The sequence below is a fragment of the Azospirillum brasilense genome (genome assembly GCF_005222205.1).
Lineage (GTDB): Bacteria > Pseudomonadota > Alphaproteobacteria > Azospirillales > Azospirillaceae > Azospirillum > Azospirillum brasilense_G.
In genome coordinates, this window is sequence record NZ_CP032345.1 from 2328413 (window position 1) to 2353500 (window position 25088).

General features: G+C 68.8%; 28 protein-coding genes. 16 read left to right on the forward strand and 12 right to left on the reverse strand.

Annotated elements, in window-relative coordinates; all coding sequences use genetic code 11:
- Positions 1-88 precede the first annotated feature (88 nt).
- Positions 89-784, reverse strand: coding sequence for an ABC transporter permease (locus D3869_RS11145; RefSeq protein WP_137140104.1), 696 nt, complete (start codon positions 782-784; stop codon positions 89-91).
- 119 nt (positions 785-903) lie between these two features.
- On the opposite strand from D3869_RS11145, the gene fdhD reads away from it, so the two are divergent.
- From fdhD to D3869_RS11210, 13 genes are all read left to right on the forward strand, one after another.
- On the forward strand, positions 904-1785 hold the full coding sequence (gene fdhD, locus D3869_RS11150; RefSeq protein WP_137140105.1) for a formate dehydrogenase accessory sulfurtransferase FdhD: 882 nt from the start codon (positions 904-906) through the stop codon (positions 1783-1785).
- A complete protein-coding gene (gene mobA, locus D3869_RS11155) occupies positions 1775-2401 on the forward strand; it encodes a molybdenum cofactor guanylyltransferase MobA (RefSeq protein ID WP_137102530.1) in 627 nt (208 codons plus the stop codon). Before fdhD ends, mobA begins: the two co-directional genes overlap by 11 nt.
- Positions 2398-2892: a DUF3305 domain-containing protein gene (locus D3869_RS11160; protein WP_137102531.1), complete on the forward strand. Its 495-nt coding sequence runs from the start codon at positions 2398-2400 to the stop codon at positions 2890-2892. The genes mobA and D3869_RS11160 overlap by 4 nt, the downstream gene beginning before the upstream one ends.
- Before the next feature lie 142 nt (positions 2893-3034).
- The gene (locus D3869_RS11165) at positions 3035-3628 is read left to right on the forward strand and encodes a DUF3306 domain-containing protein (RefSeq protein ID WP_137140106.1); all 594 of its coding nucleotides are present in this window, start codon (positions 3035-3037) and stop codon (positions 3626-3628) included.
- Positions 3629-3918: 290 nt separating this feature from the next.
- Positions 3919-4530, forward strand: a complete 612-nt coding sequence (locus D3869_RS11170; protein WP_137140107.1) for a TorD/DmsD family molecular chaperone — start codon at positions 3919-3921, stop codon at positions 4528-4530.
- 163 nt (positions 4531-4693) lie between these two features.
- Positions 4694-4894: a formate dehydrogenase gene (locus D3869_RS11175; RefSeq protein ID WP_094305940.1), complete on the forward strand. Its 201-nt coding sequence runs from the start codon at positions 4694-4696 to the stop codon at positions 4892-4894.
- A gap of 15 nt (positions 4895-4909) precedes the next feature.
- A complete protein-coding gene (locus tag D3869_RS11180; protein ID WP_137140108.1) occupies positions 4910-7798 on the forward strand; it encodes a formate dehydrogenase subunit alpha in 2889 nt (962 codons plus the stop codon).
- Positions 7799-7818: 20 nt separating this feature from the next.
- Positions 7819-8415, forward strand: a complete 597-nt coding sequence (fdh3B, locus tag D3869_RS11185; protein ID WP_014239715.1) for a formate dehydrogenase FDH3 subunit beta — start codon at positions 7819-7821, stop codon at positions 8413-8415.
- On the forward strand, positions 8412-8606 hold the full coding sequence (locus D3869_RS11190) for a hypothetical protein (protein WP_137115813.1): 195 nt from the start codon (positions 8412-8414) through the stop codon (positions 8604-8606). The genes fdh3B and D3869_RS11190 overlap by 4 nt, the downstream gene beginning before the upstream one ends.
- A gap of 32 nt (positions 8607-8638) precedes the next feature.
- Positions 8639-9697 carry a formate dehydrogenase subunit gamma gene (locus tag D3869_RS11195; RefSeq protein ID WP_137115814.1) on the forward strand — a complete coding sequence of 353 codons (1059 nt, stop codon included), beginning with the start codon at positions 8639-8641 and terminating at the stop codon, positions 9695-9697.
- Positions 9698-9708: 11 nt separating this feature from the next.
- Entirely contained in the window at positions 9709-10086 is a 378-nt protein-coding gene (locus D3869_RS11200; RefSeq protein ID WP_137140109.1) for a hypothetical protein, read from the forward strand.
- Positions 10087-10202: 116 nt separating this feature from the next.
- Entirely contained in the window at positions 10203-11207 is a 1005-nt protein-coding gene (locus D3869_RS11205) for a WD40 repeat domain-containing protein (protein WP_137140110.1), read from the forward strand.
- Positions 11208-11390: 183 nt separating this feature from the next.
- A complete protein-coding gene (locus tag D3869_RS11210) occupies positions 11391-12089 on the forward strand; it encodes a class II aldolase/adducin family protein (protein WP_137140111.1) in 699 nt (232 codons plus the stop codon).
- A 19-nt stretch (positions 12090-12108) separates the two neighbouring features.
- Here the strand turns inward: D3869_RS11210 and D3869_RS11215 are convergent, their stop codons facing one another.
- The 11 genes from D3869_RS11215 to D3869_RS11265 form a co-directional block, all read right to left on the reverse strand.
- Complete coding sequence (locus D3869_RS11215; protein ID WP_137140112.1) at positions 12109-14181, reverse strand: sensor histidine kinase; 2073 nt, start codon at positions 14179-14181, stop codon at positions 12109-12111.
- Between the two features lie 207 nt (positions 14182-14388).
- The gene (locus tag D3869_RS11220) at positions 14389-15192 is read right to left on the reverse strand and encodes a DODA-type extradiol aromatic ring-opening family dioxygenase (protein WP_137140113.1); all 804 of its coding nucleotides are present in this window, start codon (positions 15190-15192) and stop codon (positions 14389-14391) included.
- Positions 15193-15289: 97 nt separating this feature from the next.
- Positions 15290-15769, reverse strand: coding sequence for an ATP synthase subunit B (locus tag D3869_RS11225; protein WP_041810942.1), 480 nt, complete (start codon positions 15767-15769; stop codon positions 15290-15292).
- Positions 15766-16416: an ATPase gene (locus D3869_RS11230; protein ID WP_051140136.1), complete on the reverse strand. Its 651-nt coding sequence runs from the start codon at positions 16414-16416 to the stop codon at positions 15766-15768. Before D3869_RS11230 ends, D3869_RS11225 begins: the two co-directional genes overlap by 4 nt.
- A gap of 87 nt (positions 16417-16503) precedes the next feature.
- Positions 16504-16728 carry an ATP synthase subunit C family protein gene (locus D3869_RS11235; protein WP_014239727.1) on the reverse strand — a complete coding sequence of 75 codons (225 nt, stop codon included), beginning with the start codon at positions 16726-16728 and terminating at the stop codon, positions 16504-16506.
- 73 nt (positions 16729-16801) lie between these two features.
- Positions 16802-17545 (reverse strand): F0F1 ATP synthase subunit A, encoded by a 744-nt coding sequence (locus tag D3869_RS11240; RefSeq protein ID WP_014239728.1) that lies wholly within the window; start codon positions 17543-17545, stop codon positions 16802-16804.
- A 12-nt stretch (positions 17546-17557) separates the two neighbouring features.
- The gene (locus D3869_RS11245) at positions 17558-17920 is read right to left on the reverse strand and encodes an AtpZ/AtpI family protein (RefSeq protein WP_137140114.1); all 363 of its coding nucleotides are present in this window, start codon (positions 17918-17920) and stop codon (positions 17558-17560) included.
- Positions 17921-18096: 176 nt separating this feature from the next.
- Positions 18097-18699, reverse strand: coding sequence for an SCO family protein (locus D3869_RS11250; protein ID WP_137140115.1), 603 nt, complete (start codon positions 18697-18699; stop codon positions 18097-18099).
- A 72-nt stretch (positions 18700-18771) separates the two neighbouring features.
- Complete coding sequence (locus D3869_RS11255; protein WP_137140116.1) at positions 18772-19011, reverse strand: hypothetical protein; 240 nt, start codon at positions 19009-19011, stop codon at positions 18772-18774.
- A 38-nt stretch (positions 19012-19049) separates the two neighbouring features.
- Complete coding sequence (locus D3869_RS11260) at positions 19050-21194, reverse strand: bacteriohemerythrin (protein ID WP_137140117.1); 2145 nt, start codon at positions 21192-21194, stop codon at positions 19050-19052.
- 289 nt (positions 21195-21483) lie between these two features.
- Positions 21484-22221, reverse strand: a complete 738-nt coding sequence (locus tag D3869_RS11265; protein WP_137140118.1) for a PhoH family protein — start codon at positions 22219-22221, stop codon at positions 21484-21486.
- Positions 22222-22962: 741 nt separating this feature from the next.
- On the opposite strand from D3869_RS11265, the gene minC reads away from it, so the two are divergent.
- The 3 genes from minC (at position 22963) to minE (ending at position 25070) form a co-directional block, all read left to right on the forward strand.
- Entirely contained in the window at positions 22963-23721 is a 759-nt protein-coding gene (gene minC / locus D3869_RS11270) for a septum site-determining protein MinC (RefSeq protein ID WP_247895626.1), read from the forward strand.
- A 141-nt stretch (positions 23722-23862) separates the two neighbouring features.
- A complete protein-coding gene (gene minD, locus D3869_RS11275; RefSeq protein WP_094305926.1) occupies positions 23863-24678 on the forward strand; it encodes a septum site-determining protein MinD in 816 nt (271 codons plus the stop codon).
- On the forward strand, positions 24675-25070 hold the full coding sequence (gene minE, locus D3869_RS34745; RefSeq protein WP_109068619.1) for a cell division topological specificity factor MinE: 396 nt from the start codon (positions 24675-24677) through the stop codon (positions 25068-25070). The genes minD and minE overlap by 4 nt, the downstream gene beginning before the upstream one ends.
- Positions 25071-25088: the final 18 nt, after the last annotated feature.

The following is a 25088-nucleotide window of genomic DNA, read 5'->3' on the forward strand; positions in this document are numbered from 1 at the left end:
GCCCGCCTTGGTTGCGGGCTGTGGCGGCGACTATGGGAAAGTTCGAACGGCTTTGCAAATTTTCCGCAACCGGGGCGCGGACGGTTGCTCAGGCCCGCCGCGTCTCCCGCACCATGGCGGCGGCGAGATTCACCGACAGCGACAGGGTCATCAGGATGACGCCGAGGCCGAGCGCCATCGGCAGGTCGCCCTTGCTGGTCTCCAGCGCGATCGAGGTGGTCATGACGCGGGTCACCCGGTCGATGTTGCCGCCGACGATCATCACCGCCCCCACCTCCGCCGAGGCCCGCCCGAAGCCGGCCAGCACGATGGTCAGCAGGCTCCAGCGCGCCTCCGACAGCAGGACGAACAGGGTGGTCAGCGGCCCCGTCCCCATCACCCGCAGCAGGTCGGCGTACTCCACCATCAGATCCTCGACGGCCTGACGGGTCAGGGCGGCGACGATGGGCACGATCAGCACGGTCTGGGCGATGATCATCGCGGTCGGGGTGAACAGCAGCCCCAGCACCCCCAGCGGGCCGGAGCGCGACAGGATCAGATAGACGATCAGCCCCACCACCACCGGTGGCAGCCCCATCGCCGTGTTCAGGAACAGGGTCACCGCGCGGCGCCCCGGAAAGCGGAAGGCGGCCACGGCGGCGCCCAGCGGCAGGCCGATCAGCGCCGACAGCAGGACGGCGGTCAGGCTGACGCGCAGCGACAGGGCGACGATCCCCACCAGGGCGGGGTCGAGGTCGGCGATCAGGTGGAAGGCGGTGACGAAGGCCAGACCGAACTCATGCATAAGGGTACTCGTGCATACCAGGCGCTCGCGCGTCAAACCGGGGCCGCATCGCTTCCGTCCTGCGGGAGCCGATCATCCGCCGCTTGCCCCGGCGCTCAATCTTCCCCACTCTTCCGGTCATGGACCTCTCGGAATTCACCATAAGGCCGGACCCGGCGAATCCCAAGCTGACGGAGCGCGTTTCCGGGCTGGATCAGGACGGGCGCCCGGTGGAGGCGTCGGTCACCGTCGAACGGCCGCTGACGCTGTACCTGAACGGGCAGGAGATCGTCACCATGATGACGATCGCCGACTACCCTGATTATCTGGCGGTGGGCTACCTGCTCAACCAGAACATGCTGAAGCGCGACGACCGGATCACCGGCATCGACTACGACGAGGAGATCGACACCGTCGTCGTCCGCACCGAGCGCGCCACGAACTACGAGCAGAAGCTCAAGAAGAAGACGCTGACCTCCGGTTGCGCCCAGGGCACCGCCTTCGGCGACGTGATGGAGACCTTCGAGTCGGTGAAGCTGAACCCCGACGCGCGGCTGAAGACCTCCTGGATCTACGCCCTGTCGAAGAAGATCAACCTGACGCCCAGCCTGTATCTGGAGGCCGGCGCCATCCACGGCTGCGTGCTCTGCCAGGAGGACCGTCCGCTTGTCTATATGGAGGACGTCGGGCGGCACAACGCGGTGGACAAGGTGGCGGGCTACATGCACCTGCACGGCGTGCCGGCGCACGACAAGATCTTCTACACGACCGGGCGGCTGACCTCGGAGATGGTCATCAAGACGGTGCAGATGGGCATCCCCATCCTGATCTCCCGCTCCGGCTTCACCGCCTGGGGGGTGGAGCTGGGGCGGCAGGCCAACCTGACCATGGTCGGGCGGGCCAAGGGCAAGCGCTTCCTGGCTTTGGCCGGCACCGACCGGCTGGACTTCGACGCCGACCCGGCCGCGGTCGGCGACGAGGGCGGGCGCCACCAGCGCAAGGGGAGCCGCGATGACGACTGAAGGCATCGCCGGCGTGCTGCTGGCCGGCGGCCTGTCGCGGCGCATGGGCGGCGGCGACAAGAGCCTGCGCACGCTCGGCGGGCGCAGCATCCTGGAGCGCATCGTCGCCACCGTGCGTCCGCAGGTCGGGCCGCTGGTGCTCAACGCCAACGGCGACCCGGCGCGCTTCGCCGCGTTCGGCCTCCCGGTGGCGGCGGACGTGGTGGAGGGCTTCGCCGGGCCGCTGGCCGGGGTGCTGACCGGGATGGAGTGGGCGCGGGCCAACGCGCCGGACTGCCGCTGGTTGGCCAGCTTCGCCACCGACGCGCCCTTCATCCCCGGCGATCTGGTCGCGCGTCTGGTCGCGGCGGTGGAGCGCGAGGGCGCCGATCTCGCCTGCGCCCGCTCCGATGGTCAGGAGCATCCGGTCTTCGGGCTGTGGCGGGTGGACCTCGCCGACGACCTCCGCCGCGCCATGGTGGAGGAGGACATGCGCAAGGTCGACGCCTGGACCGCCCGTCACCGTCTGGCGGTTGCCGACTTCGCCACCGATCCGGTAGACCCCTTCTTCAACACCAACCGTCCCGACGATCTGGCGGAGGCGGAACGGCTGATGGCGGCGGGACTGGTCCGATGAGCGAGACCCTGAACAAGACCGAGACGATGGCTCTCGGCATCGTGCTGGAGCGCCGTAAGGGCACCAGCGCCTGGGCGGACTGGGCGTGGCGCCCGGTGTCGGTGATCCCCGGTGCCCCGCCGGTCGACGGTCCCTGGCGGTTGCTGCGCGAGGGGGAGGGCTGGGCGCACTTCCACGCCGCGACCCTGCCGCTGGAGCTGTTCCGCAGCGACACCGAAGGCTACAAGCTGAACCTGTCGCAGGAGCCGCCGCGCCTCTGGGTCGTGCTGCGCCCGGACGAGACGGGCGAGCCGGGGGGCGTCGTGCCCTTCGTCGTCACCGCCTCCGCCCACGAATGCGAGGCCTATCAGGTGAGCGGCGTGGAGATGGTGGAGACGGTGCCGATGCCGCCGGAGGTCACGGCGCTGGTCCGCGACTTCACCGAGCAGCACCATGTGGATGTCCCCTTCGTGAAGCGCGAGCGCAAGCGGCACTTCCCGAAGCAGGGGTGATGAATTCTTGATGGGGCGTCAGCGCCGCGCCCCCCTCCCGGCCTCCCCCCCGCTCCGCAGGGGGAGGAGCCGATTCCCTCCCCCGCCCAGCGGGGGAGGGTCAGGGTGGGGGCACCGCATGGCGACCCCCGGACACACCGACATGACCGACGAATCCTTCCTCTCCCGCTGGTCCCGCCTGAAGCGGCAGCCCGCCGCCCCCGCCCCGGAGCCGGCCCTGGAACCAGTGCAGCCGCCGCCGGCCGAGGAATCGCCCGCGCAACTCCCGGTGGATGCTGCGGCCGAGCCAGCCAAGACCGCTCCGGAGTCCGATGACCCCCTGAAGGACCTTCCCCCCGTGGAGGAGCTGACGCTGGAGTCCGACTTCACCCCCTTCCTGCGGGCGGAAGTGCCGGACGACCTGCACCGGCAGGCGCTGCGCAAGCTGTGGACCTCCGACCCGGTCTTCGCCAACGACGATGGACTGAAGGACTACGCCGACGACTATGCCAGCCTGTTCACCGGCTCCTCGCCGGTGAAGACGCTCTACCGCGTCGGCAAGGGCTTCCTCGACGCCGCGGAAGAGGCGGCCGAGAAGGCGGAACCGGACACCGGTGAGACGGTCGGCGAGACAACCGTGGGCGGCGGTGTCGCGGAAGGTGGGGAAGAAAAAGCGGCGCTTACCGAAAGTTCGGAACCGGAACAGAGTTCCTCTGCTTCGCAGGAACCGGACATCGATATGATAAAAAGAGCATAGCGCCAGTCCAGCCCAAGACGCGGTAAGCACACTTCTGAGTCAACCTTTGTTGACAAACACCGCGAATCTGCCCTTTAATAGCTCGAACCTGAGCGTTAAGCCCCTGATATGGCGAAGCTTTTCGCGGGTGCAATATGAGGTTGTCGGTCCAGGGCGTCTCGGGCGCCGGCCCATGACGCCGTGAGCCTGCAACGGGCGAGCCAATGCGCCGCCGTTGTCGCGACGGGTGGGGCCGGGTGCCGGGATTTTGCCGATCTGGTCCTTTTGTCGTGTCGGGAGGAATGAGCGCCGTGTCTTCGACCGGTGAACACGATCCGTCGGCCTTGCCGCCGGAGGAGATGCAGCGGGCGCAGCTCTATGCGCTGCTGGCGCATCTGCTTGCCCGCCCGCCCGGCGGGGACTTCCTGACCGCTCTGGCGGCGTTGGACGGCGACGCGACCCCCCTCGGGCAGGCGCTGCGCGGTCTGGCCGAGGCCGCCCGCGGCACGGACGCCGCCGCGGTGGAGGAGGAGTTCAACACCCTCTTCATCGGTGTCGGCGGCGGCATCCTGTCCCCCTACGGTTCCTACTATCTCACAGGATTCCTTCACGAAAAGCCGCTGGCCGAGCTGCGCGGCGACATGGCGCTGCTGGGCATCGCCCGCGCCGACGATGTGAAGGAACCCGAAGACCACATCGCCGCCCTGGCCGAGATGATGGCGGGTCTGATCACCGGCGCCTTTGGTGCCCCGGCCGATCTGGAGGAGCAGCGCCGCTTCTTCGACCGCCACATCGGCTCCTGGGCCGGCAGGTTCTTCACCGATCTGGAATCCACGCCGTCCGCCGCCTTCTACCGCGCGGTGGGCACGCTGGGTCACCGGTATCTGGAGGTCGAGGGGAAAGCCTTCGACATGGCGGCGTGACGGGGCGGCCCGACCGCACACCGGCACCGCCGCCGAACAGACGACTAAACAACGAGACCGGCCCACGACAAGGCCGGTCCGGAAACGCTGAAAACAAGGCCCGGAAACCGGGCGGCACATCGGTCTTCAGTCTCGGGGAAGCCGCGAAGAATAGGGTGAAGCTATGACGGACAAGAAGGAAAAGACCACGCTTGCGCGGCGCGACCTGTTCCGCGCGGCTGGATTGGGCGTCGGCGCGCTGGGCGCCGCTGCCGTGGGCGCCGTGACGGGTGCGGAGCCGGTGCAGGCCGCCGAGCCCGCTCCCGCCCAGGGCTACCGCGAGACCGACCATGTCCGGACGGTCTACGAACTGAGCCGCTTCTAAGAAGGACCGCCGCACATGCTGACAAAGAAGAAGGCGGCTGCTTCCGGCGGCCGTTCGCTCGCGAAGATGGTTTCCGGCTTGACCGGCAACACCGTCGACCGTCGTTCGTTCCTCCGCACCTCGGGCATCGCCGCCGGTGGCGCGGCCATCGCCGCCGCCATGCCCTTCGGCATGGTGAAGAAGGCCGAGGCGGTGACCGCCGCCCCCGCCGCGGGCGCGCCGGTCAAGCTGGTCAAGAACGTCTGCACCCACTGCTCGGTCGGCTGCACGGTCACCGCCGAGGTCCAGAACGGCGTGTGGATCGGCCAGGAGCCGAGCTTCGACAGCCCGATCAACCTGGGCGCCCATTGCGCCAAGGGTGCGGCTGTGCGCGAGCACGCCCACGGCGACCGCCGCCTGCGCTACCCGATGAAGATGGTGGACGGCAAGTGGACCCGGATATCCTGGGACCAGGCCATCCAGGAGGTCGGCGACAAGCTGCTGGCGATCCGCGAGAAGTCCGGCCCGGATTCGGTCTTCTGGCTCGGCTCGGCCAAGCACAGCAACGAGCAGGCCTACCTGATCCGCAAGTTCGCCGCCTTCTGGGGCACGAACAACGTCGACCATCAGGCCCGCATCTGTCATTCCACCACCGTCGCCGGCGTGGCGAACGTGTGGGGCTATGGCGCCATGACGAACTCGTACAACGACATCCAGAAGTCGCGCGCGATGTTCTTCATCGGCTCCAACGCCGCGGAGGCCCACCCGGTCTCCATGCTCCACGTCCTGAAGGGCAAGGAGCAGAACAACGCCCCGCTGATCGTCGCCGATCCGCGCTTCACCCGCACCGCGGCCAAGGCCGACGAGTACATCCGCTTCCGTCCCGGCACCGATGTCGGTCTGATCTGGGGCATCCTCTGGCACATCTTCGAGAATGGCTGGGAGGACAAGGAGTACATCGCCAAGCGCGTCTACGGCATGGACGAGATCCGCGCCGAGGTCGCCAAGTGGACCCCGGAAGAGGTCGAGAAGGTCACCGGCGTTCCGGGCTCGCAGCTCAAGCGCGTCGCCCGCACGCTGGCCTCCAACCGCCCGGGCACGCTCGTCTGGTGCATGGGCGGCACGCAGCACCACATCGGCAACAACAACACCCGCGCCTACTGCGTGCTCCAGCTGGCGCTGGGCAACGTCGGCGTGACGGGCGGCGGCACCAACATCTTCCGCGGCCACGACAACGTGCAGGGCGCCACCGACTTCGGCGTCACCTCGGACTCGCTGCCCGGCTACTACGGCCTGGCGGAGGGCGCGTGGCGCCACTGGGCGCGCGTCTGGGACGTCTCCTATGACGAGCTTCTGGCCCGCTTCAAGGACAAGAAGCTGATGGAGGCCACCGGCATCCCGGTGTCCCGCTGGTTCGACGGCGTCCTGGAAGCCAAGGAGAACATGGACCAGCCCGAGAGCATCAAGGGCATGGTCTTCTGGGGTCACGCGCCGAACAGCCAGGTCCGCCTTCCGGACATGAAGAAGGCGATGGAGAAGCTGGAGCTGCTGGTCGTCGTCGATCCGTTCCCGACGATGACCGCCGTCCTGTCCGACCGCAAGGACAACTTCTACCTGCTGCCCGCCGCCACGCAGTTCGAGACCGTCGGGTCGCGCACCGCGTCCAACCGCTCGGTCCAGTGGTGCGACAAGATCATGGAGCCGCTCTTCGAGGCGAAGACGGACCATGAGATCATGTATCTGTTCGCCAAGAAGTTCGGCTTTGCCGAGCCGATGTTCAAGAACATCAAGCTCCACGGCAACGAGCCGGACATCGAGGACACGACGCGGGAATGGAACCGCGGCATGTGGTCGGTCGGCTACACCGGCCAGTCGCCGGAGCGGCTGAAGCTGCACATGCAGCATCAGGCGACCTTCGACAAGACCACGCTGCGCGCCAACGGCGGCCCGTGCGACGGCGACTATTACGGCCTGCCGTGGCCCTGCTGGGGCACGCCGGAGATGAAGCATCCGGGCACCGCCAACCTCTACGACACCTCCCTGCCGGTGGCCGAGGGCGGCGGCGCCTTCCGCGCGCGCTTCGGCGTCGAGCGCAACGGCGCGACGCTGCTCGCCGAGGGCTCCTACCCGGTCGGGTCGGAGATCAAGGACGGCTACCCGGAAGTCACCTACGCCATGCTCGACAAGCTGGGCTGGACCGGGGAGCTGACCGAGGCCGAGATGGCCGTCATCAAGAAGATCGGCGGCGAGAAGATCGGCGCGGTGTCCTGGACCACCGACCTGTCGGGCGGCATCCAGCGCGTGGCGATCAAGCACGGCCTGAACCCGCCGGGCAACGCCAAGGCCCGCTGCGTCGCCTGGAACTTCCCGGACCCGGTGCCGGTGCACCGCGAGCCGCTCTACACGCCGCGCCGCGATCTGGTCGCCGAGTACCCGACCTACAAGGACACCAAGTCCTGGCGCCTGCCGACGCTCTACAAGTCCATCCAGGACCGCGACGTGTCGAAGGAGTACCCGATCATCCTCACCTCCGGCCGTCTGGTCGAGTATGAGGGCGGCGGCGACGAGACCCGGTCGAACCCCTGGCTGGCCGAGCTGCAGCAGGACATGTTCGTCGAGATCAACCCGTTCGATGCCAACAACGCCGGCATCAAGGACGGCCAGATGGTCTGGGTCGAGGGTGCGGAAAAGGGCAAGGTGAAGGTCAAGGCCATGCTGACCGAGCGTGTCGGCCGCGGCGTCGCCTTCATGCCGTTCCACTTCGGCGGCCATTACCAGGGCCAGGATCTGCGCTCCAAGTACCCGCAGGGCGCCGACCCGGTCGTGCTGGGCGAGGCGGCGAACACCGCCACGACCTACGGCTACGACTCGGTCACGCAGATGCAGGAAACCAAGACCACCCTCTGCCGTATCTCGGCGGCCTGAGACGCTAGGAGTTCATCACCATGGCCCGCATGAAATTCCTCTGCGACGCGGACCGCTGCATCGAATGCAACGCCTGCGTCACCGCCTGCAAGAACGAGCACGAGGTGCCCTGGGGCATCAACCGCCGCCGCGTCGTCACCATCAACGACGGCAAGCCGGGTGAGCGGTCGATCTCGGTCGCCTGCATGCATTGCTCCGACGCGCCCTGCAAGGCCGTCTGCCCGGTCGACTGCTTCTACCAGACCGAGCAGGGCGTGGTCCTGCACAACAAGGACCTGTGCATCGGCTGCGGCTACTGCTTCTACGCCTGCCCGTTCGGCGCCCCGCAGTACCCGCAGGCCGGGAACTTCGGCACCCGCGGCAAGATGGACAAGTGCACCTTCTGCGCCGGCGGCCCGGAGGCCGACAACACGGACGCGGAGTACAAGAAGTACGGCCGCAACCGTCTGGCCGAAGGCAAGCTGCCGCTCTGTGCCGAGATGTGCTCGACCAAGGCCCTGCTGGCCGGTGACGGCGACAAGGTGTCGGACATCTACCGCGAGCGCGTGGTCGCCCGCGGCTTCGGGTCCGGCGCCTGGGGCTGGGGCACCGCCTATCAGATGAAGGCGGGGTCGTGACCGTGATCCGCCGCACCGTCTGTGCGATGGCGCTTCTCCTCGTCACCCCGCTTCTGGCGGGGTGCAACGAGGAGGAGCAGGCGCGCCCGATCCATCTGGAAAAGGGCGTCTACCGCGGCGCCGCGGACAGCCATTTGTCCGCGGATCAGGTCCAGGCGCTCCAGCAGCGCTCGGCCGGCCAGCGCTTCTGATTGGCGCGGTTCTCAAGGGAAGGGCTGACGCAATGACGTCGAATCATTCCAAGGGCGGGGTCGGCAGGACGCTGCACATCGTGCTGCTGGGCGTCGCCATGCTGGCGCTGACCCTGGTCATGGCCAACGTCTCCTCCGCTGCGGCGGCGGAGGCGTTCCCGCCGGTCGCCAGCCAGCCGGCCGACGGCACCTCCAAGGTCGACATGTGGCGCGGGGTCCGCTCCGGCGAGCAGGGCTATGTCTCCATCCCCAACAAGAGCGCCGGCGTGCTGGTGCAGTCGGAAGGGGAGCTGTGGCGCTCGGTCCGCAACGGCCCGCTGTCCACCTACGGCGGCTGGGTGCTGGGCGGCATGATCGGGCTGCTCGTCCTGTTCTTCCTGGTGCGCGGGCGCATCCGGATCGACGGCCAGAAGACCGGCCGGACCATCCAGCGCTTCAACGCCTTCGAACGGGGCGTGCACTGGCTGACCGCCGGCAGCTTCGTCATCCTGGCCTTCACCGGGCTGAACGTGCTGTACGGGCGCTACACCGTCCTGCCGCTGCTGGGGCCGGAGGCGTTCGCCACGATGACCCAGTACGGCAAGTTCGCCCACAACTACCTGGGCTTCGCCTTCATGCTGGGCATCCTCCTCATCTTCGTGATGTGGGTGAAGCACAACATCCCGGAGCGCAACGACATCACCTGGGCGCTGAAGGCCGGCGGCCTGTTCAGCAAGGGCGTGCATCCGGCGGCGAAGAAGTTCAACGCCGGCCAGAAGGTGATCTTCTGGGCGACGGTGCTGGGCGGTGCGGCGCTGGGCTTCACGGGCGTGCAGCTCCTGTGGCCCTTCTCCTTCGCCTCGATGGCCGACATGCAGCTCTACCAGCTGATCCACGCCGCGGTGGCGGTGGTGCTGACCGCGGTCATCATCGCCCACATCTACATCGGCTCGGTCGGCATGGAAGGCGCCTTCGACGCCATGGGCACGGGCGACGTCGAACTCCAATGGGCGCGCGAGCACCATTCGCTGTGGGTTCAGGAGGTGACGGGCGAGACCCCCGGCCGTCATGGGGGCCATCACCACGGCCGCCACCGCGCTCCCGCCGAGTGAGGATCCCATCCATGCGTTCTTTCCTGATCGGCCTGCTGCTGGCCGGGGCGCTCGCCGCTCCGGCCTCCGCCCAGACTTCTCCGGCGGCCAAGCCGGCGGACGAGGTGAAGCGGATCGTCGAGCAGACCTACAACGTGCAGGTCCTGCGCGTGACCGAGGCGGCGCTGGAAGACGGCACCGCCGTCTACAAGGTCGCCGCCATGATGCCGGGGACCGCCGGCAACGCCGCCTTCATGGTCAACACCCTGACCGTGGACGCGGCGACCGGCCTCGCGCTTCCGCCCTTCCGCCACCACGCGGCGGGCTACAGCCTGCCCCAGGGCGGCAGCTACGAGCCGAACCGGACCTCCAACAACCCCGCGGTCGCCCGCGGGCATACTTGGCGCTAAGAACGCCGGGCGCTAAGAACGCCGGGCGCTAAGGACACTTAGCGCGGACACCTGTTACCCCCTGACCGGTGGCTGCGAGGCCGCCGGTCTTTTCCTTTCCGGGAGGTGGTTCGGGCATGGGGAATGGCCGTCATCCGGGGAACCCGCCGTGCCACGCTCGCCGCCGGCTGCTCGCGCTCGCCGCCGCCGCGCCCGCTCTGACCGTTCCCCTGCTGTCCCGCGCCGCCGACCTGATCGGCCACGGCGCCATGGTCAACGCCGTCGCCGTGTCGCCTGACGGCGCCCGCGTCCTGACGGGGAGCTGGGACTATTCGGCCATCCTCTGGGACCTCGCGTCCGGTTCCCAACGCGCCTCCTTCCACGAACACGCCGCCGGCGTCACCGCCGTCGCCTTCCTGCCGGACGGCAAGCGCGCCCTGACCGGCAGCCGCGACGCCGCCATCATCCTCTGGGACCTGGAGAGCGGACGCCCGCTGCGCCGCTTCGAAGGCCACACCGGCACCGTCGCCGGTCTGGCGGTGGCGCCGGACGGCCGCCGCTTCGCCTCCGCGGGCTGGGACTTCGCCATCCGCGTCTGGGACCCGGAGAGCGCCGCCGCGCTGCGGGTGCTGGAGGGGCATGGCGCCAACGTCAACGCCGTGGCCTACACCCCGGACGGCGGGGGGCTGGTTTCCGCCGGCTACGACTTCCAGATCCGCGTCTGGGACGCCGCAAGCGGGCGGGAGAGGGCCGTTCTGGAAGGGCATGAGGGCAGCGTGAACGGTCTGGCCTTGTCCCCCGACGGACGGCTGGCTGCCACGGCGTCGAGCGACGAGACGGTGCGGCTGTGGGACCTGGAAGCCGGCACGCTCCTGCGCACGCTCTACGGGCATACGGGCTTCGTCACCTCCGTCGCCGTCTCGCCCGATGGCAGGACCCTGCTGTCCGGTGGGGGAGGCGACCGACGCGTCCGGCTGTGGGACACCGCCACCGGGCGGCAGCTCGCCTCCTTCCGCGGCCATGAGAAGCCGGTCCTGGCGGTCGCCTTCATCCCGGACGGGCAGGGCGCCCTGTCCGCCGGCTACGACGCGGTGGTCCGCCATTGGGACCTGACGAGCAAGGCGGACGCGGAGCGTCCATGATCCCCTCTTCCGGCCCGGGAGAGGGTGGCCCGAAGGGCCGGGTGAGGGTAAAATCAAGAATCCAGGCGCAGTTCCTTGGCTGTACCCTCACCCTCCCGCCGCGTTGCGGCGGGTCCCTCCCTCTCCCGGGACGGGAGAGGGGTACGGGAGGCGCGCACTGTTTCACAAGCGAGACAACCGCCCATGACCAGCCTGACCCACCCGGCGCAGCGCCGCGCCATCATCGACACCTGCCTCGCCATGAACGGGGCGGGCATCAACCAGGGCTCGTCGGGCAACCTGTCGGTGCGGGTGGAGGGCGGCTTCCTCATCACGCCGAGCAGCCTGCCTTACGACGAGACGGCGCCCGAGGACATCGTGGAGATGGGCTTCGACGGAACCTATGTGGGCCGGCGGCGGCCTTCGTCGGAATGGCGCTTCCACCGCGACATCCTGAAGGCGCGGTCCGACGTGGACGTGGTGCTGCACACCCATTCGACCTTCGCCACGGCGCTGGCCGTCCATGGCCGGGACATCCCCAGCTTCCATTACATGGTGGCGCTGGCCGGCGGCGATTCGATCCGCTGCGCCCCCTACGCCACCTTCGGTTCGCAGGAGCTGTCAGACCACGCCGTGGCGGCGCTGGACGGGCGGCTGGCCTGCCTGCTGGCCAACCACGGCATGATCGTGCTCGGCAAGACGCCGAAGGGCGCGCTGGCCCTGGCGGTGGAGGTGGAGACGCTGGCCCGCCAATATCTCCACGCCCATCTGTTGGGCGAGCCGGTGATCCTGCCCCCCGACGAGATCGCGCGCGTCGCCGAGAAGATGCGCCGCATGAAGTACGGCCTGCCGCCCGACGAGGACGCCGCGCCGGAGGACACCGCCCGCCCGCGCGAGGCCTGACGGCCAACGACTCCCGGCGTCAGGAGGCCAGCTGGGCGACGGGGCGCAAGGGGGCGACGGTGACCAGCGGGCGCTTGGCCGTCCCGGCGGTGCCGACCTGGAGCGGGCGTTCCTCCGCCGGGGGCTGGTAGTAGGCGGGCAGGGCCACCGTGACGCGGGTGCCCTGACCGGGCTCGCTCGCCACCTCGATGTCGCCGCCGAGCATGGCGGCGTAATGGCCGACCAGGGTCAGGCCGAGCCCGGCGCCGCGCCGCTTGGCGCCGCTGCCGCCCTGGACGAAGGGCTGGAACAGCCGGGCGGTCTGGCTGGTGGCGAAGCCGCTGCCGCTGTCGGTCACGGTGAAGCGCAGCCAGGGCTCACCGTCGCGCTCGACCCGCTCGGCGGCCAGCAGGACGGTGCCGCCCTGGGTGAACTTGCAGGCGTTGTCGAGCAGGTTGAGAAGCGCCTGCCGGACCTTGCCGAAATCCGAATACATCTGGCCGAGCGCCGCGGCCTCGGCCTGGAGCGTCACCTCGTTGCCGTTGAGGTCGGCGGCGGGCAGCGTGCGCTCCCGCGCCTCGATCAGCAGCCGGTGCACGTCGAAATCCTGAAGCACGACGTCCATGTTGCCGGCCTCGATCCGGGCATAGTCGAGGATCGCATCGACCAGGGTCAGCATCTGCTCGCCGGTCCACTGGATCTGCTCGATGTCGGTCGCCAGCTCCCCGGCGCCCAGCCGGTGCAGTTCGCCCATCAGCGACTGGCTGGAGGCGACGATCTCGTTGAGCGGGGCGTGAAGCTCCTGGCCGATGTTGACCAGGAAATGGGTCTTCGCCTCGTTGGCGGCGTCGGCGCGCTCCTTGTCGCGCAGCAGCTGGCCGTGCCGGTCGGCGGCCTCCTGGCGCTGACGCTCCATCTCCGCGGTGTTGTCGCGCAGGACGCGGACGGCGCGGGCCATGGCGGCCACCTCGTCCGCCCCGTCGTCCGGCGGCAGGGCGATGTCGGTCCGCCCGGCGGCGAGCGAGGTCACCGCGGCGGCCATGCCGGCGACCGGGCGCGCGACCCGGCGGTTGACGAACCAGACCATCGCCAGCCCCGCCAGCGTCACCGCCAGCGCCGCCCACAGGGCGATGCGCAGCGTGCGCCAGGACTGGTCGGCCAGACCGCCGCGCAGTTCCGCCGCGACGGCGTCGTTGCGCTGGCGGATCTCCGCCGCGCGGGCGGCGACGGCGGCGGCATTGGGTGTCAGCCGCTCGGCGCGCAGTTCGTCCTCGTCGGCCAGGGAGGCTTCGATGCCGTCGAGCACCCCGTCGATGCCGGCGAGAGCCGCCTCCACCTCGTCGATGGTCTGGCGGGTGCCAGGGACCCAGAGGTAGCGGTTCATCTCCGCCAGCTTGGCGCGGGCGTTGCCCAATTCGGCACGCATGCGCAGCGAGTCGCGGTCGTCGCGCCACGCCACGTAGCGGCCGAGATGGTCCTGCATCATCAGGATGGCCACGGTCGCGTCGCCGGCCAGCGCCGCCGAATCGACGCCGCCCGCGTCCTTCAGCCGGCCCAGCCCGGCGCGGATCTGGGAAATCTGCGGCTCCAGCACCGACTCGGTCAGGCGGGCGCGCTCGCCGCGCAGGGCGACCAGCGCCTCGAATCCGCTCCAATAGGCGTCCAGCGCCTTGCGCGCACCCTCCACCGAGCGGCGGTCGGCCTCGCCGCTGGCCATTCCGGCCAGGGCGGTCAGCCGTTCCAGCAGGCCGTCGCGGCGCAGCCCGGCGTCGAGCAGGCTCTGCTGGTCGCCCTCGGCCAGATGATCGCGGACGGAGACCTCCAGGTCGCGCAGCCCGATGTCCAGGTCGGCGGCGGTCTGGGAGGCGTCGGCGTAGCCGGAGAAAGTGCCGACATCGCGGCTGACCCCGTAGAGCGAGGCCACGCCGATCAGCGCCAGCAGAAGGACCAGAGCTAGGACCACGCCGAAGCCCAGCCCGACGCGCGCGGCGAGCGTCAGCTCGTCCAGGCGGCGCAGGAGGCCGAGCCCCGGAAGGGAGCGCGTGGCGTGGGCCGGGGCACCGAGGGGGGAGGGAGTGTCGCCGGACCGGGGCAGGGTTCCGTTCCGCTTCACGCCACGTCCCGTACGCGCTGTCGTTGGTAAGCCACGAGATCCGGCCGAAGGTTGCGGGCGGGAAAAGCCCGACGTTGTCAGAAACCCCTCCGTGTGCACGGACGGGTGGCGCGGATTGTAGCTTGGCGCGGCAACGGCGCAAACAGACAAGTGCGTAAGGTTCAGCCCCCTTTAAACATCTTCCCTTTGAACATCTCTGGCTTCGTCTCAGACCGTTCCGTGGAAGGCGTAGGCTTGCATGCCGATGCTGCCATGCTCGAACCCGGTGTGGAGCCGCTCCGTCCGCACCGCGCTGCCGGCGGCGCCGAAGGCCACGGGCAGGGGCAGGAAATGCTCGTCGGTGGGATGCGCCGCCTTGGCCTGCGGGCAGAGCGCCTTCCAGCCGGCCAGCGACGCCTCGTCGCCCGCCGTCAACACCCCGTCGAGCCAGCCGGCGAAATCCTCAGCCCAGCCGGCGACATCGCTCTGGCCGAAGCGGAAATCGCCGAGGTTGTGGACGGCGCCGCCGCTGCCCAGGATCAGCACGCCCTCTTTCCGCAGGGGCGCCAGGGCGCGGCCCAGCGCGATGTGGTCGGCGGCGGTGGCGCCGGGCTGGACGGAGAGCTGGGTGACCGGGATGTCGGCCTCCGGGTACATCAGCATCATCGGCACCCAGGCACCGTGGTCGAGGCCCTGGCCGGGGTCCACCGCGGCGCCGGTCAGCGCCCGCACGCGGTCGGCCAACGCCGGGGCGCCGGGGGCGGCGTAGCGCATCGCGTAGAGGGCGCGGGGGAAGCCGTAGAAGTCATGGATGGTATCCGGCTGCGTGGCGCCGCTGATCGCCGGACCGCGGGTCGTCCAATGCGCCGACACCGCGATCACCGCGCTCGGGCGGCCCAGCCGCTTGCCCAGACCGGCCAGGAAATGGCGGCCCGGCGAATCCTCGATGATCAGGGTGGGGGCGCCATGGGAGACGAAGACGCTGGGGAAGGCGGAAGAGGGCAGGGCGGTGGCCGGCTGGGTCGTGGTCATGGAAGGGGCTCCGGGTTGCCGGACCATTCGACCAAAGAAAAACCCCGGCGCCAAGGCCGGGGTTTTTCGAAAGACCGTTGCCGGTGGAGCAACGATCTCAGTGCAGGTGCTTCGGCAGCTCGGCGATCGACTGGTCGATCAGCTTGTCCGCCTGGGCCGGCTGGATGCCGGTTTCCAAGATGCGGCGGCTGGCGTCCATGGCGATGTCGACGGTCAGGTTGCGGACCTCGGCCAGCGCCCCGGCTTCCGCCTGGGCGATGCGGTCCATGGCCTGGGCCTCGCGGCGCTTCAGCGACGCTTCGAGGTCGGCGCCGGCCTGCGAGCGGAGGCGGTCGGCCTCCTCGCGGGCGTGGGCGATGATGGCCTCGGCCTCCTTCAGCGCGTCGCGCTGACGGCGCTGGTAGTTGGCGAGCAGCGCCTGGGCGTCTTCACGCAGGCGCTGGGCCTCGTCCAGCTCCGCCCGGATCTTCTCGGCGCGGGCGTCGAGAAGGCCGGTGATCGCGCCGGCCGCCTTCTTCCACACCAGCGCGGCGAAGATGATGAAGGCGATGGCGACCCACATTTCGGGCGTGTTCATGACCGGCGCTCCTCGATCACGGCGGCGACCGCCGCATCGGCCTGGGCCGCGTCGACGTTCAGCCCGGCCAGACGGCCGGCGACGTCACGGGCAATGTCGGCGGAGATGGAGCGGACGTTGGCGATCGCCTGCTCCTTGGCCGCGGCGATGTTCGCCTCGGCGCTGCGCAGACGCTCGGCGTTCTCGGCGTTCAACTGGGCCTGGCGGGCGTGGTTGTTCGCGTCGATCTCGGCGGCGACCTGGGCGATCAGGGCCTGGGCTTCGGAACGGGCCCCGGCGAGGGACTGATCGACCTGGGCCATGGCGGCCTCGGCCTCTTCCTTGAGCGAAGCGGCCTTGCTCAGGTCGCGCGAAATGCGCTCCTGGCGCTCCTCCAGAACCTCGGCCACGCGCGGCAGCGCTTTCTTGGACAGGAGGTAGTAGAGGGTGATGAAGGTCAGCGCCAGCCAGAAGATCTGGGTGGGGAAGGTGGCGGGATTGAGCTGCGGCAGGCCGCCGGCGGCATGCTCGCCGCCATGGGCGGCTTCCGGCGCGTGCTCCGCCGTCGCCGCCAGGACGTTACCGGCAAGCACGGTCAGAGTGGCGAGCGAGGCGCCCGCAGCACCCGACCAGCGGACCAGCCGTCGCTTGGCCAACAGGTTCGGCATGGATCGGTCCCCCTAGGCAAGAATGCGGCGCCGAAACTTCGAGAGCCCGGCGCCGCGTCAGAGCGAAATTGAAAGTTCGCTCGGGCCTTAGGCGAACAGGATCAGGAAGGCGATCAGCAGGGCGAACAGCGCGACGGCTTCCGTCAGCGCGAAGCCCAGAATGCCGATCGGGAAGACCTTCGGCTGGACGGCCGGGTTGCGGGCGATCGAACCGATCAGGGTCGAGAAGATGTTGCCGATACCCAGGCCGACGCCGGCGAGGGCGATAACGGCCAGACCGGCACCGACGTACTTGGCGGCTTCAGCTTCCATGGTACTCATTCCTCTAGGTAAGGGTGAACTGTGGTGGAAAAGGTAACGAGATGATCCGGGTCGGCGCTGGTGCTCAGTGCAGTTCCAGCGCGTCGCGGATGTACAGGCAGGTCAGGATCGAGAAGACGTAGGCTTGCAGGAACGCGACCAGGAACTCGAAGCCGGTCAGCGCGATGTTGATGGCCAGCGGGACGAGGCCGGCGAGGAAGCCGACGGCGCCCAGGCCGCTGATCATCATAACCGTGAAGCCCGCGAACACCTTCAGCATGGTGTGACCGGCCATCATGTTGGCGAACAGTCGGATCGACAGGCTGACGGGGCGCATCAGGTAGGAGATCACCTCGATCGGGATGAGGATCGGGGCGAGCAGCACCGGCGCGCCGTGCGGCATGAAGAAGCTGAAGAAATGCAGGCCGTGCTTCATCAGGGCCAGGACGGTCACGAACACGAACACCGTCGCCGCCAGCGTGAAGGTCACGATGATGTGGCTGGTGAAGGTGAAGGTGAACGGGATCATGCCGACGAGGTTGCCGAACAGCACGAACATGAAGATCGCGAAGACGAACGGGAAGTAGGGGCGGGCGTCGTGCCCGGCGTTGTCCCGAACCATGTTCGCGACGAATTCGTAAAAGATCTCGGCCAGGGACTGCAGGCGGCCCGGAACCAGGGCGCGGCCAGACATGCCGAAGACGAGCAGCGCGTAGATCAGCGCGACCGCCACGACCATGAAGAAGGCCGAGTTCGTGAAGGACACGTCATACCCGGCGATCACGATCTGGAGGATCGGGTTGATCTGGAACTGGTGCAGCGGATCCAAGGTCGTCCTCGCTCAGTGTGCGTCGCCGTCGGGACGCTCGTTGTCATCCTCACGGGCCCGGCGGTAGCCGGGGGCTAATCCGAGCCCGGTGATGGCCCGGTAGACATTCAGAATTCCGGCCGCCGCGCCGAGGAAGAACATGACGATCAATCCCCAGGGCGCCGTTCCGAGCCAGCGGTCGAGCAGGAGCCCGCCACCGACGCCAACGATCATGGCAGCGACCAGCTCGGTCCCGATTCGGAAGGCGATGCCGAGAGGACTCTGCGGCAGCCGGTGATATTTCCCCGGACCGCTCTGCGATTCCTTCCCTTCACGCGCCTTCTTCAGTCGGGCGTCAAGCTCTGCCAGAGACGGCGGGGGCTTTTCGTCGCTCATGTCGCTTCGTTGTCCCCGTTGTCTCGCAGCCACGCGAAAGCGGCGAGACCATACGGACAGGGCACAACCCTGTCAAGTCGCAAAACCCTTAATACAAGTGCTTGAAAACCCAACAAAACCGCGCTGAAACCTTGGTATTACCGGGTCAAGGGGCGCGGCTCCGCTCATGTTTTCCGTCAGCCGGCAATGCGGCTGCCCAGATCCTGTGCCACGCGGTCGGCGGTGGTGCCGGCCGGATACACCCCGAGGAAGCGCCCGTCGGGGCCCATCAGGTAAAGAAAACTGGAGTGATCCATCAAGTAATCCTCCGGTTTTCCGCCCTCCTGCGGCGCCTTGGCATAATAGACCCGGTAGGCCTTGGCCGCCGCCTTGACCTGCTCCGGCGTCCCGGTCAGCCCGACCAGATTGGGGTGGAACAGCCCCACATAGTCCTTCAGATGCGCCACCGTGTCGCGCTCCGGATCGACGGAGATGAACATCGGCTGCACCTTGTCCGCCTGCACGCCGAGCAGATCCATGGCGCGGGCCATCGTGCCGAGTTCCGTCGGGCAGACGTCGGGGCAGTAGGTGTAGCCGAAATAGATCAGCAGGTACTTGCCGCGGTAGTCGGCGTCGGTGACCGTCTTGCCGTCCTGGTCGGTCAGGGTGAAGGGGCCACCGATGGGCACGCTGCTCTGCACCGTGCTGGAGGCGTTCTGGACCTGCCACCAGGCGATGCCGGCGGCGATCACGAGCCCCACGGCGGAGGCGGCGGCGATGCGGATGAGTCGGGCTTTCATGACCGTCTGGAATGGGGCGGCGCACCGCCCAGGTCAAGAGGACAATCTGCCCAAGGCGGCAGCGTCCGGCCGTCACCAGAGGCGCCGCGCCGCCCAGCGCAAAGCCAGCGCCGCGGGCGCCGCCGCCAGCGCGATCAGGAAGAGCGTAGTGCCGGTCAGGGTGCCGGTGGCGGCATAGACCGCGGCGGCGGCGAGGCCGCCCGGCACCAGGGCGAGGAGCAGCCAGGCCAGGCGGGGCTTCCAAACGACGAAGTCGACCGTGGCCTTGGCCAGCAGTTGGGCAGCGATCTCCACGAGGGCATCGGCTAACATCTCATCTCCATCGCAAACCCCGCCTCGTTTCCCGTTCCTCACGCGGCCTTGCGCGTCGGCTCTCCCGGACGGGCGAGATGGTTGCCGATCCTCTTGTCGAAGCGCTGGATGTGGCCGGTCAGCCAGTCGCGGAACAGCGCCAGCAGGTCGTCGCCGACCCGCGCCTCCCCGGCCGCGAAGCGCTGCTTCAGCTCGGCCACCCGCTTGCGCAGGGCGTCGTGCTGCGCCTTGTGCTGGACGAAGTCGGGATAGCCCGACCGCTGCATCACCCGCTCCTCCTCCTCGAAATGCAGGACCGTGTAGGCGACGAGCTGGTCGATGGCCGACCCGATGGCCTGCGGCACTTCGCCGCCCCGGATGCGCCGGGCCGCCCGGTTGATCAGCGCCACCAGGATCATGTGGTCGTTGTCGATGTCCTCCTGCCCGACGGCCAGCGTGTCGCTCCACGGCATGAAGATGTCCTCCCCGGCGGGCGCGAAGAGGGTGGCCAGCTCCGCGCTGTTGATCGCCGCCACGTTGACCAGGAAGGCGTCGACCAGGGCGCGCAGGGACCCGGCCTGCTGCGCGAGGCTCTCCGCGGCGTCGAGCAGGCCGTTGGCGGCCTTCTCCGTCTCCAGGGCCGAGGACGACACCTCGTCGATGCTGGTGGAGACCTGCCGCGTCCCCTGCGCCGCCTCTCCCGCGCTGCGGGCGATCTCGCCGGTCGCCGCACCCTGCTGCTGGACCGCGGCGGCGATGGAGGTGCCGATCTCGTCGCTGCGGGCGATGATCCCGGCGATCTCGCGGATGGCGGTGACGGCCCCCTGCGAGGCCTGCTGCACCTCGCCGATCTGGGCGGCGATCTCCTCCGTCGCCTTGGCGGTCTGGCCGGCGAGATTCTTCACCTCGCCCGCCACCACGGCGAAGCCCTTGCCCATCTCGCCGGCCCGCGCGGCCTCGATGGTGGCGTTCAGCGCCAGCAGGTTGGTCTGGTTGGCGATGCTGGTGATGAGGTCGGCGACCTCGTTGATCTTCTGCGCGGCGTGGCCCAGCCCGTCGATGCGCTCGCTGGCCTGGCGGGAGGCGGTGACCGCCTGCATGGAGATGTGCGATGAGGTGGCGACCTGGGTGCCGATCTCGGCGATGGCGCTGCTCAGCTCCTCGGCGGCGGCGGCGACGGTCTGCACGTTCACCGACGCCTGCTGCGACGCCCCGGCGACCGACGCCGCCTCGCGCATGTTGCGGTCGGCGGTGTCGGACAGCGAGCGCGCCGTGTTCTCCAGCGCCTGCACCGCCCGCCCGACCGCGCCGACCATGGCGGTGACCGTGGCGTCGAACCGCTCCGTCAGCCGCTCCAGGGCGCGGGCGCGCTGCCCGGTCACGCGGTGCTCCACCTGCTGGCGCTCCCAGTGGAGCTGCAGGTCGATCTGGTTGTTGCGGAAGATCTCCAGGGTGCGGGCCATGACGCCGATCTCGTCGCCGCGCCGGGTGCCGGACACCGTCACCGCCGTGTCGCCGCCGGCCAGCGTCTGCATCACCCCGGTCATGGCGTGCAGCGGGCGGACGATGGCCCGGCTGACCAGCAGCGCGATGCCCGTCGCCGCCAGGGCGATCAGCAGCCCCAGCCCGCCGAGGAACAGGGCGGCCTCGCGGAAGGCGGCGGCCACGTCGTCCACATAGATGCCCGACCCGATCAGCCAGCCCCAGGGCTCGAAACCGCGCACGTAGGAGATCTTCGGCACCGGCTCCGCCTGGCCGGGCTTCGGCCACAGATAGTCGACGAAGCCGCCCTCCGCCGCGACGCCGACGCGGGTCATCTCGACGAACAGCAGCTTGCCGTTCGGGTCGGCGGAGCGCGACTGGTCCTGCCCGTCCATCTCGGGTCGGATGGGGTGCATGATCATGCGCTGCGCGCGGTCGATGACGAAGAAATACTCCGATCCGGCGTAGCGCAGCCGGCGCAGCGCGTCCTTGGCCGCCGCCTGGGCGGCGTCGCGGGTCAGGGTGCCCTTGCGCTCCATCTCCTCGTAATGGGCGACGAGGCTGTGGGCGACCTCCACCACGCTGCGGGTCTTGTCCTGGCGGTCCTTCATCATCTCCGCGCGCAGGCCGAACAGGCTGACGGCGGCGATCAGGGCGAGCCCGGCGGCCGCGACGCCGAGGATGACGGAGATTTTTCCCTTGATGCTGATGCGCTCGAACACCTGACGTTCCTCCGGAATCTTCTTTATGTCCGGCGCACCGGCGCCGGTCCCGGACGGTTCGGCGACCGTCCGAAAATTCTGCTAAATTTTTTGTTACTTTTGCTCCGCGCATCTGATCGTCGTCAAGACGGATCAACCCAGGGTGAGAAAAGGTCGCGGCCCGCCATCCAATGGCTTGAAAGAGAAAGGGTGCGGCGCCCTGAAACAGAAAGGGGAGGCCCGAAGGCCTCCCGCAGTTGCAAATTGGAAAGGGTGGGTGCGCGTCGACGCTCTTCGTTTGCCGACGGCTTCAGAGCACGGTCAGCATGCTGGCGACCAGGGGATGGCGGACGATGTCGGTGTCGCTCAGCCGGACGACGGCGATGCCCTCCACCGCCTCCAGCCGGCGGGCGATGTCGGCCAGACCCGACAGGTTGTCCAGCAGGTCCGTCTGGTCGGGGTCGCCGGTCAGAACCATGGTGGAGTGCCAGCCCAGCCGGGTCAGCAGCATCTTGATCTGGGCGTAGGTGCAGTTCTGCGCCTCGTCGATCACCACGAAGGCGTTGTTCAGGGTGCGCCCGCGCATGAAGCCGACGGGCGCGATCTCGATGGTGCCGTCGGCCATCAGGGCACGCAGGCGCTTGGCGCCCAGCCGCTCGCTCAGCGCGTCGTAGAGCGGGCGCAGGAAGGGGGCCATCTTCTCGTGCATGTCGCCCGGCAGGTAGCCGATGCTTTCGCCCGCCTCGATGGCTGGGCGGGACAGGACGATGCGGTCGACCTTGCCCTCCTCCAGCGCCTCCACCGCGGAGGAGATCGCCAGATAGGTCTTGCCGGTGCCGGCGGGGCCGAGCGCCACAACGAGGTTATGGTCCTTGATCGCCTCCATCAGCCTCTTCTGGTTGGGGCTCTGGGGCTTGACCTTGCGGAGATAGCTCTGGTCGCGGCGGTCGGCGCCGCCCACGGGGTCCCAGCCGGCGGCGGGGAACAGTGGGTGGACCGTCGACTCGGACGCTGAAACGGCGCTGCCTTTGGTCTGGCGTTTGGCCATATCGCTCTCCTAACGTCACGTTGGTGGGCGGCGGCTCCGGGCACAAAAAAACCTCCCGCAAGGGGGAGGTCGTCGATGCTGCTGTGCAACAGGATGGCCGGAGTCTGGCTTGCCGGTGCGAGGCGTGCGTCCCGTCGGCTGCGCCCGTCATGGGGTGCCGGCGACATTCGGACGCTTGGGAACGAAGCAGGGTGCAAGCGGAACCTCTTCGTCAGAATAGGAACCTCACATCACAAACATAGGGCGCGCGGCGACGAAGGTCAGGCGGAATTGCGGGCATCGCAAAAGATTCACACAAGATGTTGTGGATGAGTCGCAGGTGGGAGCGCAGCGGCGACGGACTACCGCCAGAGGCGGAGGGAACCCGCCGCCGCCGCGACGGGAAGGTGTGTTGAAGGCTTGCAAACCATCTTTGCGGGCACTGTGGAGAGGGAAAGATGCCGCAGCGCGAAAAGGGCATATCCCTGCAAAACCCTTTGCCCGGCGAATCCAGTTCCATTACCATACTTTGTAGTGAGACCTTCCGCTGACGCAACACATGGACCTCCAGCCCGGACGGGGACCCCCTGTTCCGGCCCAAGGCGCGTGTGTCCGGCGGTTGTCACTCCATCGGCGCCGGGAAAGGCTTGAACGGATGGGGTCCGCGCCGCTAGAACCCGGGTGGTTGACCCTTCCGCCCTGGTGCCTGGCCGATGGCCCCAGACATGCGGACGACACGGATTCGGCAGGAACACAAGCAGGATGGCAGCGGTGAGCAGCGCCAGGCAGGGTGCCGATCGGGACGGTCCGTTCCAGTTGCGGGGCAATTCCTTCACCATGATGGTGCTGAAGGTGAATGATCCGGCGTCGCCGGACTTCTTCACCCAGCTCGCCGTGAAGGTCCGGCAGGCGCCCAATTTCTTCCGCAACGCCCCCGTCGTCCTCGATTTCGAGGAGCTGACGGAGGACACCCCGCGCTTCGACATCGCCGCCCTGGTGACCAACCTGCGCGCGCTGTACCTGCTGCCGGTCGGCTTCCGGGGCGGGCCGCGCGCGGTCCACGAGGGGGCGCTCGCCGCCGGGCTGACCCCGATGCCCGCCGGCCGCGCCGCCAAGCTCGAGTCCGCGGCGCCCCCCGCCGACCCGCAGGCCGGCGCCGCCGCGATCCCGGCCCCGCCGCCCGAGCCGGTCTACCGCCCGGCGCTGCTGGTGACCGAGCCGGTGCGCTCCGGCCAACAGATTTACGCCGAGAAGACGGATCTGGTCATCACCGCCCCGGTCTCCCCCGGCGCGGAGGTGGTGGCCGACGGCAACATCCACGTCTACGGCGCGCTGCGCGGCCGGGCGCTGGCCGGCGTGTCCGGCGACACCAACGCGCGCATCTTCTGCCACAGCCTGGAGGCCGAGGTCGTCTCGGTGGCCGGGCTGTACCGCGTCAGCGAGGATTTCGGGAACGACGTGCTGAAGAAGCCGGTGCAGATATTCCTGCGCGACGGCTATCTTCACATGGAGCCCCAATGATGACGCTTTTGAGCGCTTTCTGTCGAACGGCCCTCTGTGCGAGGACGGTGTCACGCAAAGCGTGCCCGGCACAGGCCCTGATCTGCGTAACCCGGTAACCGGACCTTGGCGGCAACATTTAGGAACGTGGGAGAAGCTCCGTTGGGCAAGATCATCGTCATGACTTCCGGCAAGGGCGGCGTCGGCAAGACGACCTCCTCCGCCGCTTTCGCGACCGGACTCGCCTTGCGCGGCTTCAAGACGGTCGTCATCGATTTCGACGTCGGGCTGCGCAACCTCGACCTCATCATGGGCTGCGAGCGGCGCGTGGTGTTCGACTTCATCAACGTCATCAACGGCGAAGCGAAGCTGAGCCAGGCGCTGATCAAGGACAAGCGCATCGACAACCTGTCGATCCTGCCGACCTCGCAGACCCGCGACAAGGACGCCCTGACCCGCGAAGGCGTGGAGAAGGTTCTGAACGAACTCTCCAAGGACTTCGACTACATCGTCTGCGACAGCCCGGCGGGCATCGAGCGGGGCGCGCTGATGGCGCTGTACTTCGCCGACCACGCGGTGATCGTGACCAACCCGGAAGTCTCCTCGGTCCGCGACAGCGACCGCATCCTCGGCGTGCTGGCCTCGCGCTCGCGCCGGGCGGAGCAGGGGCTGGAGCCGGTGACCCAGCAGCTTCTCCTCACCCGCTACGACCCGGAGCGGGTGGAGCGCGGCGAGATGCTGAAGGTCGACGACGTGCTGGAGATCCTGGCGATCCCGCTGCTCGGCGTGATCCCGGAGAGCCAGGCCGTGCTGCGCGCCTCCAACGTCGGCATGCCGGTCATCCTCGACGAGGCGTCCAACGCCGGCCAGGCCTATCTGGACGCGGTCTCCCGCTTCCTGGGCGAGGACATTGAGCACCGCTTCGTCACGCCGCAGAAGAAGGGCCTGTTCAGCCGCCTCCTCCGGAGGTCCGCATGAGCATCTTCAGCTTTTTCCGGTCCGCCCCGCGCGCGTCGGCGGTCCAGGCCAAGGAGCGGCTCCAGATCGTCATGGCGCACGAGCGCGCCGGGCGGACCGGGCCGGACTATCTGCCGATGCTCCAGCAGGAGCTGCTGGCGGTCATCGCCAAGTACATCGACATCGACCAGAACAAGGTCGAGGTGAAGCTGGACCGCGGCGGCGACTGCTCGACGCTGGAGCTGAACATCGAGCTGCCGGCCCGCGAGGCCGCCGCCAAGGCGCTGAAGGAAAGCGCCAAGCTGGCGGTGGCCGGGAATCGTCCGGCGGCCAAGGACGCCGACGAGTCCGATCCGGTCAAGCTGGCCGCGGGCGGCTCCCTGACCAACGGCGGCGTCAAGAAGCGCCGCTGAGCGTCCCGTGCGCTCCGT